This window comes from Kitasatospora sp. NPDC058190 (assembly GCF_042883685.1).
Lineage (GTDB): Bacteria > Actinomycetota > Actinomycetes > Streptomycetales > Streptomycetaceae > Kitasatospora.
In genome coordinates this window covers 1-11,159 of the sequence record NZ_JBHVVI010000198.1, presented here as the reverse complement: position 1 = coordinate 11,159, position 11,159 = coordinate 1, and the positions used below count along the sequence as shown (strand labels likewise).

Genomic DNA, 11,159 nt, shown 5'->3' with positions numbered 1-11,159 from the left:
GATCGACGTTTTACGACTGGCCACGATCCACCACCTTACCCGGGCACCCCCGGCCGTGTGGCGGCCCCTGACGGACTTGTCAGGGGGCCGTGATCCGGCCCGACGCGGCTGGCGCGGGCCGCGCTGGACGCGGCCCGCGCGCAGGGGCTCACCGTGCTGTCTCTGAACGGCCTCAGGGCCCGGAAGGTGCGGGTCAGACCGCCGCGGGGACGACGGGCTGGGACTGGGTCGCGCAGTGGATGCCGCCGCCACCGGCGGCCACGGCGTCGATGTTCACCGGGACGACGGTGCGGCCGGGGTACTCGGCCGCCAGGATGGCGCGGGCCGCCTCGTCGGCGGCCGTGTCCCCGAACTGCGGCATGAGGACGGCGCCGTTGGCGGTGTAGTGGTTGGTGTAGCTCGACAGGAAGGCGGCTCCGGTTCCGCGGATCCTGCTGTGGTCGGGGCCGGGGAGCTCCACGATCGTCAGCGGGCGGCCCTTGGCGTCGGTGGCGGTCTGCAGGACCTGCTTGGCCTGGGTGTAGACGTTGACCCACAGCGGGGCGGCGCCCGGTCCGGGCTTGTCCAGGATGACCCGCCCGGGCGCGCTGAACCGGGCCACGCAGTCGATGTGGCTGTCCGTGATGTCCTGGCCCGCCAGGCCGGCCAGCCAGATCACCTTCTCCACGCCGAGCGAGGACTTGAGTCGCTGCTCGATGTCGCTCTGGCTCAGCCCGGGGTTGCGGTTGGGGTTCACCAGTGAGCTGACGGTGGCGAGCAGCGTGCCCTGCCCGTCGGTCTCCAGCGAGCCGCCCTCGCCCGTGAACGGGGCCTGGACGCGGTTGATCCGGTACTGGGCGAGCAGCGCGGCGGCCACCTTGGCGTCGTTGGCGAAGGACTGCTCGTAGGGGGTGCCGGTCTTGCCCCAGCCGTTGAAGTCGGTGTCCAGGCCTGCGATGGCGCCCGGGCCGACCAGGAAGGTCGGGCCGAAGTCCCGGATCCACAGGTCGTCGTTGGAGATCGGGAGGAACGTGATGCCCTGGGAGGAGGGGATCGAGCTGGTGTCGCAGAGCGGGGTGGCGCCGGCCACCGAGTCCGGGTTGATCACCATCACGACCGGCTCGTAGCGGGAGATCTCCTTCGCGAGGTTCGCGATGTCCCGCTGTACGGCGGGGAGTTGGGCACCCCAGGCGGCGGTTGGTTCGGGCCAGGCCATGAAGGTCCGGGTGTGCGGGTCGGTCTCGGCGGGCATGCGCGGCGTCGGCGTGGGGCTCGCGGCGCGGGCGGTGCCGGCGAGGAGCGGACCGAACGCCACCAGGGGAGCGGCCGCGGCGCCGAAGCGGAGGAGCCGACGTCGGGAGATCGGGGGCTTGTCCATCTGGGCCTCGTGCGGGGTCGGATCGCCCCGGGCAGTCGGATGCGGGCCGGGCGGAGCGTGCCGTCGGCGCGAGCCCGGGGCAGGGCGGTGCGGGACGCCCATATCCTGCCCTGAACTGAAAATTCAGTCAATATCCATCGCTGGGCGCGAGTGTCCGCTCTCGTGGCGATTCGCACCGCGACCGGGGGCGAGTCGGGTCCTGTCCGTCGCTCGCGAACTGGGCCCGTACCGACACCCCCCGCGGGGTTTCGGCCCGGAGGGTGTCGGTACGGGTGAGCGCCGGTCGAGCGGCAGGTCATGCGGGAACTGGCGCAGCGCCGGCTGGTCCCCTCGGCCGCCCGGGAGGCGCAGGCGCAGATCCGTGGGCTCGCGCAGGCGGAGGACTCCGCGGTCGCCTCGGTGGAGCCCGACGTCCGCTTCCACCGCTCGCTGGTCGACGCCGTCGGCAGCCCGCGGCTGAGCCGCACCCACGCCTCGATCATGGCGGAGATGCGCCTGTGCATGGCCCAGGTCCAGACGTACAAGCTGCTCAGCATCGCCGAGATCGCCGATGAGCACGACGCGATCCTCGCGGCGATCGCCGAGGGCGACGCCGAGGGCGCGGACCGGGCGCTCGCCGTCCACCTGGACCGGGCGAGCGAACGGCTGCGGGCCCGGATGGGCTGACGCGTCCGAAACGGCCGGCCCGCCGGGCGGGCCGCTCAGCGCTTCCGTTCCAGCTCCGTGTCGACGGCGCCGCGGAGGAGCCGGCGGGCGTGGTCGAGGGTCAGGGAGCCGCTGAGCCAGCGCACGCTGAGGCCCTCGATCAGGGCCGTGAGCCGTTCGGCGGCGGCCGCGTGCGCGGGGGCGGTGCCGGTGGGGTTGGCGCGGGCGAGGAGTTCGGCGATGTCGTGCACCCAGGTGTGGGTGCTCCTCGCCAACTCCTCGCGCAGGTCCGGTTCGAAGACGGCGGTGGCCCGCAACTCGCCCCAGGCGGTGCTGTTCTCGCGCACCTCGGAGGCGTCCTGGAGTTCGCGCAGCAGGACCCGCTCCAGGTCGGTGCGCGGGTCCTCGGCCCGGGGCGAGGGCTCCTGCTCCGCGGTGTAGTGGTCGGCGCGGTCGCTGATGAACTCCAGCGTCCGGCGCAGGGTGCCGGCCCGGTCGGTGAAGTGGTAGTAGATCAGCGCGGTGGACACCCCGGCCTCGGCCGCCAGCTCGCCCATGCGCAGTCCGCGTACACCGCGCCGAGCGATGACGCGGGTGGCGGCTTCAAGGATCCCTGTCCGACGGTCCGACATGAGTGCTCACCCTACCGGGCTTCGGGGCTTCTCGTTACACAATCCTGACGAAAACTTCAGGACGCCTGCCCAGGTGGCCGACGAGCCGGACTCCCTGGTCAGCGCGCTGGTCTGCCCTGGTGTGTGGCGGCGGAGTGGGGTCCTCCGGGGTGCTCGGGGGGTGACCGGCAGGTAACTGGCCTCCAGGGGCTTGACTGAATTTTCAGTGCGGTGAAGGATGCGGGGCAACCCCCACACCTCCCACCTCTTCCAGGGAGCGTTTCTTGAACACCTCCACCCCCTCAAGGCGAAGCCTGCTCCGATTCGGCGCGGCGGCCGTGCCGCTGGCCGCCCTCACAGCGGCCTTCCCGTCGATCGCCAGGGCCGACGACACACTGACGGGCACCCCCGCGCCGAGGCTGCGGATGCCGGCCGAGAGCGACCGGCACGACCGCACCTTCATGGCCTGGCCGGCCCTGTCGTCGATCTGGGGCAGCAAGCTCTCGGCCGTCCGCGACGACGTCGCCCGGGTCGCCTACGAGATCTCCCGTTACGAACCGGTCGTCCTGGTCGCGCGCCCCGGCCAGGCCGCGGACGCCCGGTACTGGTGCGGCCCCGGCGGCACCTACGGCATCACCGTCGTCGAGATCCCCAACGACGACCTGTGGATTCGCGACTTCGGCCCGACCTTCACGGTCGCGCCGGGCACCATCGCCGGTGTCGACACCAACTTCAACGGCTGGGGCAAGACCGGCACCCCCTACTACCAGCCCTTCGCCGAGGACGCGGCGGTCGCGGCGACCCTCCTCGCCGAATACGGTGTCAGCCGGGTCCGCGCCCCCTTCGTCGGCGAGGGTGGCGCCCTGGAGACGGACGGCCAGGGCACCCTGCTGGCCACCGTCAGCTCGCTGGTCAACCCCAACCGCAACCCGGGCATGACCCAGGACCAGGTCGAACAGGCCCTGAAGAGCACACTCGGGATGGACAAGGTCATCTGGCTCGCCGGCCTGGCCGGCCAGGACATCACCGACGACCACATCGACTGCCTGGCCCGCTTCACCTCGCTCGGGCGGGTCATCCTCGACAAGCCCGGCCCCGGCACGGACCAGATCTGGATCGACGTCTACCAGCAGGCCAAGCAGGTCCTCCAGAACGCGACCGACGCCCAGGGCCGCGCCCTGACCGTGGTGGAGCTCCCCGGCCCGGACCGCGCCCTGATCCGCGGGCGCGGCAAGGACTTCCTGTCCAGCTACACCAACTTCTACGTCGCCAACGGGGCCGTGTTCGTGCCCCAGTTCGGCGACGGCTACGCCGACGGCACGGCCTACGCCATCCTGCAGGCCGAGTTCCCGGGCCGCGACATCGTCCAGGTCAACATCGACAACATCGCCTCCGGCGGTGGCGGCATCCACTGCGCCACCCAGTCCCAGCCCAGCGTCCCGCCGGTCGTCTGAGCCACCACCCGAGACCCCCGGCGGCCCGCGGGCCAACCCCACGGAGGCGGGCCGCCGGGCCCACCGCTCCACCCGCACACCCGATCCCGAAGAGGTATCCCGTGACCGTCACGTACCGCATGCCCGCCGAGTGGACCGAACACGAGGGCTGCCTGATGGCCTGGCCCGTCCGCGAGGACCTGTGGGGCGACACGCTCGCCGAGGTGAAGCGGGAGTACGCCGAAGTCGCCCGCGCCATCGCCGAGTTCGAGCCGGTGACGATGATCGCCCCGCCCGGCCACGGCGAGGAGGCGCGCGTCCTGTGCGGCGCGGGCGTCGCCGGCGTCACCGTCGTGGAACTGCCGCTGGACGACTCCTGGTTCCGCGACTCCGCGCCGATCTTCGTGCTCGACGCCGAGGGCCGCCGGGCGGGCGTGGACTTCCGCTTCAACGCCTGGGGCCGCAAGCACCACCCCTGGGACACCGACGACCGGATCAGCGCCCTGCTGCTGGAACACCTCGACGTCCCGGCGATCCGCTCCGAGATGATCCTCGAAGGCGGCGCGATCACCGTCGACGGCGAGGGCACCCTCATCACCACCGAGCAGTGCCTGCTGCACCCCAACCGCAACCCCGGCATGAGCCGGGAGGAGATCGAGGCCGAGCTCAAGCAGCGCCTCGGCGTCACCAAGGTGATCTGGCTGCCCTACGGCGGCCTGCTGGACACCGAGACCGACGGCCACGTGGACGGTGTCTGCGCCTTCGTCGCCCCCGGCAAGGTCGTCGTGCAGCTGCCCGCCGACCCCGGGCACCCGGACTACGCGCGGATGCGGGCCAACCGCGCCGTGCTGGAGCACTCCACCGACGCCCAGGGCCGGCCCTTCGAGATCGTCGAGGTCCCGCAGGCCGCGTTCGTCGAGGTCGACGGCAGCCGCATCGAGGTCGGCTACCTGAACTTCTACCTGGCCAACGGCGGTGTCGTCGTCCCGGTCGCCGACCACCCCGAGGACGAGGGCGCGCTGGCCGTGCTCGCCGCCGCGTACCCCAACCGCAAGGTGGTCGGCGTGCGCGCCCGCGTGATCGCCTACGGCGGCGGCGGTGTCCACTGCATCACCCAGCAGATCCCGGCCGCCCGCGCCTGAACCGGGCCCGTGCCCGGGCCCGACCCCGGGCACGAACCCTCGCCCGAACCCTCGTCAGTGAACGGAAGACAACCCTCATGAATCCCGCCGTCCCCGCGAGACGAACCCCACCCCGGCGGCGCCGCGCCCTCGCCACCGCCGCCCTGCTCTCCGCCGCGGCCCTGGTCGCCGCCTGCTCCGGCCCGCCGCACGGCGGGGGCTCCGGCCAGGCGGACTTCCAGCTGTCCGCCACCACCCCGCAGGCCAAGGGCGAGATCGATTCCTTCACCTGGGCCACCTACGCCGAGCCGCCCACCCTGGACTACATCCAGGCCTTCGACTACCCGCAGAACACGATCCTCTCGAACGTCTGCGAGAGCCTGATGCGCTGGACCCCCCAGCTCACCCTGGCCCCCGGCCTGGCGGAGAAGGCCTCCAACCCCGACCCGACCACCTGGGTCTACGACCTGCGCTCCGGGGTGCACTTCCACGACGGCACGGTGATGACCGCCGACGACGTCGTCTACAGCCTCGGCCGGCAGACCAACCCCGACAACGCGGCAGCCTGGGCCCAGGTGTTCCAGAACGTCGACTCCGTCACCGCGACCGGACCGCTCCAGGTCACCGTCAAGCTCAAGCAGCCCGACTCCCAGTTCCCGCAGTACATGGCCACCGCCGCCGGCGTCGTCGCCGCCAAGTCCGGCGTGGAGTCCGCGGGCAAGGACTACGGCACCACCGGCAGCCTCGACTGCACCGGCCCCTTCAAGCTCGGCACCTGGGCCAAGGGCCAGTCGATCGAACTGGAGCGCTTCGACGACTACTGGGGCACCAAGGCCAAGGCCAAGAAGGCCGTCTTCCGCTTCCTCACCGACCCCTCCGCCCGCACCAACGCGATGCTCACCGGTGACGTCGACGGCGGCTACCTGATCCCCACCGAGAGCTACGACCGGCTGAAGAAGAGCGGGCCGGGCACGCTCTACTTCGGGGAGGGCCTGAGCACCGTCAACGTCAACGTCACCAACATGCGGGGCGCGCTCGGCGACGTGCGCGTGCGCCAGGCGCTGTCGCTGGCCCTGGACCGCTCCGGCTTCATCAAGACCGGCCTGGCCGGCGCCGGCACCGTCACCGGCTCCCTCACCACCAAGGCCGCCTGGGGCAGCGCCCCCGACGACGTCCGCAAGACGGCCTTCGACGGCCTCACCCCCACCGCGCAGGACATCGAGAAGGCCAAGGCCCTCGTCAAGGAGGCCGGCGCGAACGGCAGGACGCTCGTCCTGGCCACCAGCACCATCGGCCAGGACGTCTCCCTGCTCGCCACCGCCGTCCAGGCCGCCGGGACGAAGATCGGGCTCGACATCCAGCTGAAGACGATCGCCCCGAACGCCTTCACCGCGCTGTTCACCGACGCCAAGGCGCGCGAGGGCATCGACATGTTCCCGGAGACGTACTACGACTCCATCACCGACCCGCTCGACCTGCTCGTCAACTTCCGCACCCGCGCCTACCAGAACTTCGCGGGCTACAGCGACAAGGCCTACGACGACCTGGTCGACCAGGCCACCGCCGAGTACGACCCGGCCAAGCGCGGCGCGATCGAGGCCAAGCTCCAGCAGGCCGCCTCCCAGCAGCTGCTGTGGATCCCGGTCGCCGAGTGGCCCACCGCGGTCTTCCTCAACAAGCGGATCACCGGCGCCCCGACCACCATCTCGTACATGTACTACCCGTGGGCCGCCGACGTGGGGGCCGCCCGGTGAGCTTCCTCCGATTCGCCGCCCGGCGGCTGGTCGAGATGGCGGTCACCCTGCTCGGCGCCTCCTTCGTGGTCTTCGGCGCGATGTACCTGGCGCCGGGCAACCCGGCGAGCTTCCTGCTGTCCGGCCGGTCCGCCTCCCCGGAGGCCCTCCAGGCGATCAACGAGCAGTACCACCTGGACGACCCGTTCCTGGTCCGGTACCTCCGCTGGCTTGGCCAGGTGCTCCAGGGCGACTTCGGGCGTTCCATCACCTACCGCACCGACGTCTCCAAGCTGCTCGCCGACCGGCTTCCGGCGACCCTGCTGCTGGTGGCCATGGCGCTGGTGATCGTGGTCGTCATCGGCCTGGTGCTCGGCCGGCTCGGCGCGGTGCGCGGCGGCGCGACCGACTCCACGATCCTGGTCACCACCACGATCGCGCTGGGCACGCCGTCCTTCGTCGCCGCCGTCCTGCTCCAGGGCCTGTTCGCGGTCAAGCTGGGCTGGTTCCCGACCGGCGGCGCCGGCGAGGGCCTCGGTGACATGCTCTGGCACCTCACCCTCCCGGCGATCGCCCTCGCGCTGTACCTGATCGGCATGCTCGCCCGGGTCACCCGCTCGGCGATGCTGGAGGCCCTGGAAGGCGAGCACGTCACCGTCGCGCGCAGCCGGGGCGTCCCGGAGCGCGAGGTGATCCGTCGTCACGTGTTCCGCAACTCGCTGGGCACCGTGCTGACCACCGGCGGCCTGATCGTCTCCACCCTGCTGGTCTGCACGATCCTGGTGGAGTCCGCGTTCAGCATCGGCGGGCTCGGCCAGCTGCTCGAACTGTCCACCACCACCAAGGACTTCCCGACCGTCCAGGCCATCTCGCTGATCATCGTCGCCCTGTTCATGACGGTGAACCTGATCGTCGACCTGCTCCACCCGCTGGTCGACCCCCGGGTCACCCTGGGTTCCAGGAGGTCCGACGCATGAGTGTCGCCCTCACCCGCCGCCCCGGCCTCGCCCGGATCAAGGCCGCCGGCGGCCCGCTCCACCTGCTCTGCCTCGGCTTCGCCGCCCTGGTGGTGCTCGCCGCACTGCTCGCGCCCTGGCTGGCGCCGTACGACCCGAACGGCGTCGACCTCGGCAACGCCCTCGCCGGGCCGTCGCCCGACCACCTGCTCGGCGTCGACGCCGCCGGGCGCGACACCCTCTCCCGGCTCCTGCTCGGCGCCCGCACCTCGCTGCTCGGCCCGCTCGGCGTCGTCGCCTTCTCCACGGTCGCCGGCATCGCGGTCGGCCTCGCCGCGGGCTGGCGGGGCGGCTGGCTCGACTCCGTCCTGTCCCGCAGCACCGAACTGGTCTTCGCCTTCCCCGGCATGCTGCTCGCCATCCTGATCGTCTCGGTGTACGGGGAGGGCCTGCTCGCCCCGGTCGTCGCCCTGGCGATCGCCTACCTGCCCTACGTCTCCCGCCTCACCCGCTCCCTGGTGCTGGCCGAACGGACCCGGCCCTACGTCTCCGCGTACCAGGTCCAAGGCCACTCCGCGGTGCAGATCTGCCTGCGGCACGTCCTGCCCAACATCGCGCCGATCGTCCTCGCCCAGTCCGCCGTCAACTTCGGCTATGCCCTGATGGACCTCGCCGGCCTGTCCTTCCTCGGACTCGGCGTCCCCGCCCTCACCCCCGACTGGGGCCGGATGGTCTTCGACGGCCAGACCGCGATCCAGCACGGCTACCCGCTCTCCGCGATCCTGCCGTGCGCCCTCATCGTGCTCACCGTCGTCGCCTTCAACGTCGTCGGCGAACGCTGGGCCGACCAGGTCGCCCGGAGGTCCGCATGAACGACCACCGCACCACTGGAAGGACCGCGTGAACGCCCTCGACATCCAGGGCCTCCGGCTCCGGCTGCCCGGCACCGCTCGCCCCGTCCTCGACGGCGTCGACCTCACCGTCGGCGTCGGCGAGACCGTCGCCCTGGTCGGCGAGTCCGGCTCCGGCAAGACCCTCACCTCCCGCGCCGCCCTCGGCCTGCTGCCGCCGGGCGCCGAGACCGAGGGCAAGGTCCTGGTCGACGGCCAGGACGTCCTGACCATGGAGCCCGACCGGCTGCGCGCCCTGCGCACCGGCCAGGCCGCGATGATCTTCCAGGACCCCCGGGCCGCCATCAACCCGCTGCGCCGGATCGGCGACTTCCTCACCGAGAGCGTGCGGCTCACCGGCACGATGAGCGCCGCGGACGCCGACCGGCGGGCCGTGGAACTCCTCGACGCCGTCGGCCTCGGACCGGAACTGCTGCGCCGCTACCCCGGACAGCTCTCCGGCGGCATGCTGCAACGCGTCATGATCGCCGCCGCCCTGATGGGCGACCCGGTCCTGCTGCTCGCCGACGAGCCCACCACCGCGCTCGACGTCACCAGCCAGGCGGAGGTGGTCGCCCTGCTCGGCCGGCTGCGCGAGCGCTTCGGCACCGGCCTGCTGTTCGTCACCCACGACCTCGGCCTCGCCGCCGCGATCAGTGACCGGGTCTACGTGATGTACGCCGGGCGGATCGCCGAACACGGCCCCGCCGCAGCGCTGTTCGAGCGGCCCCGCCACCCGTACACCGCCGCCCTGCTCGCGGCCACCCCGGCGCTGGACGCCCCGGCCGGCCGGCTCGCCGCCATCGACGGCCAACCACCGGACCTGCGGAGGGAGTTGACCGGCTGCGCGTTCGCCGAACGCTGCCGCCACGCGACCGGGATCTGCCGCGAGCAGGTGCCCGCCCAGCAGGGCGAGCACCCGGCCGCCTGCCACCACCCGCTCGAAGGGAGCCGCACCGATGGCTGAGCCCGTCCTGCGGGTCGGCGGACTGCGTCGCACCTTCGGCAGCGTGCAGGCCGTGGACGACGTCTCCTTCACCCTCGACGCCGGCGGCTCTCTCGGCATCGTCGGCGAGTCCGGCTCGGGCAAGACCACGACCGCCCGGATCGTGGTCGGCCTCGAACAGGCCGACGCGGGCGAGGTCCTGGTCCACGGCCGGGCCCGGACCGGCCGGGCGTGGGGGAGGGCCGAACGGCTGGCCCGCGCCCGGGAGGTCCAGATGGTCTTCCAGGACCCGTACCTCTCCCTGGACCCGCGCACCAGCGTCGAGGCCGTGCTCCGCGAGACCCTGCGGCTGCACTTCCCCGACACCGACCACCCGGCCCGGATCCGGGAACTCCTCGACCAGGTCGGCCTGGGCACCCGGGCCGCCGAGGCGCTGCCCCGGCAGCTCTCCGGCGGCCAGCGCCAACGCGTCGCCATCGCCCGGGCGCTGGCCGTGCGACCGGCCGTCCTGGTCCTGGACGAGGCGGTCGCCGCCCTGGACGTCTCGGTCCAGGCGCAGGTTCTCAACCTGCTCGCCGACATCCGCGAGGAGACCGGCATCGGCTACCTCTTCATCACCCACGACCTCGGCGTGGTCCGCTGCGTCACCGACGAGGTGATCGTGATGCGCCACGGACGGATCGTCGAATCCGGCCCCACCGCCCACGTCCTGGACTCCCCGGAGCACGCCTACACCAGGCTGCTGCTGGAGTCCGTCCCCCGGCCCGGCTGGGATCCCGACCGGATCGCCGCCGCGCGCCGCGCACTGTAAGACGGCCCGGGCCCCCGGCAGGTGGTGGGACCTGCCCGGGGCCCGGGCGAACGAGCACCACCGGCGGACGGCTCCGGGCCGGCAGCGACCCTGCCGGCCCGGCGCGTTCCGCCGTAGAAAGGACGACCGTGCAGGTCACCGTCGACGGAACCGCCGCGACCGAGCCGGCCGTGCACCCGGCCCCCCGACGCCGCCGCCACTGGCGGTTCACCGCCGTCCTGGCGGTGGTCATCACCCTCTGCGGAGCGGGCATCGGGCTGTACCTCAACGAACGCAACACCCGCGAGCAGACCAGGGAGCTGGCGATCCCGTCGGCACCCGACTGGATCGAACTGGACGTCACCGCCCAGGACGTCGACCCGACGGGCCAGCAGCTGACGCTCTACGTCACGCCCGTCCCGCACGGCAAGCTCGCCGCCGCACCGGACTCCCAGGCCTTCGCCCGCCCCGTCGAGATCACCCTGGCCGGCCTCCCCAAGGCCACCATCAAGGCGGCCGAGGGCGAGAGCGCGGCCGCCCAGGCCGTCCAGGTCGGCATGTACGAGGGCACCAAGACCGACTACCGTTCCAATTAAGTGATCAGGAGTGAGTCTTGGACCCAGGTCTGATCACTGCGTGCATCCCGAACGGTGGTGGATGCCCGACTGGTCGCCCGC

General features: G+C 72.3%; 10 protein-coding genes and 1 pseudogene. 9 read left to right on the top strand and 2 right to left on the bottom strand.

What is annotated here, in order from left to right:
* Positions 1-193: 193 nt before the first annotated feature.
* Positions 194-1,357 carry an agmatine deiminase family protein gene (locus ACFVWU_RS42775; RefSeq protein WP_387631675.1) on the bottom strand — a complete coding sequence of 388 codons (1,164 nt, stop codon included), beginning with the start codon at positions 1,355-1,357 and terminating at the stop codon, positions 194-196.
* Between the two features lie 294 nt (positions 1,358-1,651).
* On the opposite strand from ACFVWU_RS42775, the pseudogene ACFVWU_RS42770 reads away from it, so the two are divergent.
* Positions 1,652-2,023, top strand: a pseudogene (locus ACFVWU_RS42770) (FCD domain-containing protein); the annotation flags it as partial.
* 35 nt (positions 2,024-2,058) lie between these two features.
* Here the strand turns inward: ACFVWU_RS42770 and ACFVWU_RS42765 are convergent.
* The gene (locus ACFVWU_RS42765) at positions 2,059-2,634 is read right to left on the bottom strand and encodes a TetR/AcrR family transcriptional regulator (RefSeq protein WP_387631674.1); all 576 of its coding nucleotides are present in this window, start codon (positions 2,632-2,634) and stop codon (positions 2,059-2,061) included.
* Between the two features lie 263 nt (positions 2,635-2,897).
* Here ACFVWU_RS42765 and ACFVWU_RS42760 point away from each other — a divergent pair, with 263 nt between their 5' ends.
* The 8 genes from ACFVWU_RS42760 (at position 2,898) to ACFVWU_RS42725 (ending at position 11,078) form a co-directional block, all read left to right on the top strand.
* Positions 2,898-4,067: an agmatine deiminase family protein gene (locus tag ACFVWU_RS42760; RefSeq protein ID WP_387631673.1), complete on the top strand. Its 1,170-nt coding sequence runs from the start codon at positions 2,898-2,900 to the stop codon at positions 4,065-4,067.
* Positions 4,068-4,168: 101 nt separating this feature from the next.
* Entirely contained in the window at positions 4,169-5,188 is a 1,020-nt protein-coding gene (locus ACFVWU_RS42755; RefSeq protein WP_387631672.1) for an agmatine/peptidylarginine deiminase, read from the top strand.
* A 77-nt stretch (positions 5,189-5,265) separates the two neighbouring features.
* On the top strand, positions 5,266-6,921 hold the full coding sequence (locus tag ACFVWU_RS42750; RefSeq protein ID WP_387631669.1) for an ABC transporter substrate-binding protein: 1,656 nt from the start codon (positions 5,266-5,268) through the stop codon (positions 6,919-6,921).
* Positions 6,918-7,877: an ABC transporter permease gene (locus ACFVWU_RS42745; RefSeq protein ID WP_387631667.1), complete on the top strand. Its 960-nt coding sequence runs from the start codon at positions 6,918-6,920 to the stop codon at positions 7,875-7,877. Before ACFVWU_RS42750 ends, ACFVWU_RS42745 begins: the two co-directional genes overlap by 4 nt.
* Positions 7,874-8,728: an ABC transporter permease gene (locus tag ACFVWU_RS42740; RefSeq protein ID WP_387631664.1), complete on the top strand. Its 855-nt coding sequence runs from the start codon at positions 7,874-7,876 to the stop codon at positions 8,726-8,728. The genes ACFVWU_RS42745 and ACFVWU_RS42740 overlap by 4 nt, the downstream gene beginning before the upstream one ends.
* A 28-nt stretch (positions 8,729-8,756) precedes the next feature.
* Positions 8,757-9,713: an ABC transporter ATP-binding protein gene (locus tag ACFVWU_RS42735; RefSeq protein ID WP_387631661.1), complete on the top strand. Its 957-nt coding sequence runs from the start codon at positions 8,757-8,759 to the stop codon at positions 9,711-9,713.
* Entirely contained in the window at positions 9,706-10,503 is a 798-nt protein-coding gene (locus ACFVWU_RS42730; protein ID WP_387631659.1) for an ABC transporter ATP-binding protein, read from the top strand. Before ACFVWU_RS42735 ends, ACFVWU_RS42730 begins: the two co-directional genes overlap by 8 nt.
* A gap of 128 nt (positions 10,504-10,631) precedes the next feature.
* On the top strand, positions 10,632-11,078 hold the full coding sequence (locus ACFVWU_RS42725; protein ID WP_387631656.1) for a DUF4436 family protein: 447 nt from the start codon (positions 10,632-10,634) through the stop codon (positions 11,076-11,078).
* Positions 11,079-11,159: the final 81 nt, after the last annotated feature.

Bases quoted from the DNA above. Each gene is read 5' to 3' on its own strand.
- ACFVWU_RS42775 (WP_387631675.1), bottom strand. From the start codon at position 1,357: ATGGACAAGCCCCCGATCTCCCGACGTCGGCTCCTCCGCTTCGGCGCC.
- ACFVWU_RS42765 (WP_387631674.1), bottom strand. From the start codon at position 2,634: ATGTCGGACCGTCGGACAGGGATCCTTGAAGCCGCCACCCGCGTCATC.
- ACFVWU_RS42750 (WP_387631669.1), top strand. From the start codon at position 5,266: ATGAATCCCGCCGTCCCCGCGAGACGAACCCCACCCCGGCGGCGCCGC.
- ACFVWU_RS42740 (WP_387631664.1), top strand. From the start codon at position 7,874: ATGAGTGTCGCCCTCACCCGCCGCCCCGGCCTCGCCCGGATCAAGGCC.
- ACFVWU_RS42730 (WP_387631659.1), top strand. From the start codon at position 9,706: ATGGCTGAGCCCGTCCTGCGGGTCGGCGGACTGCGTCGCACCTTCGGC.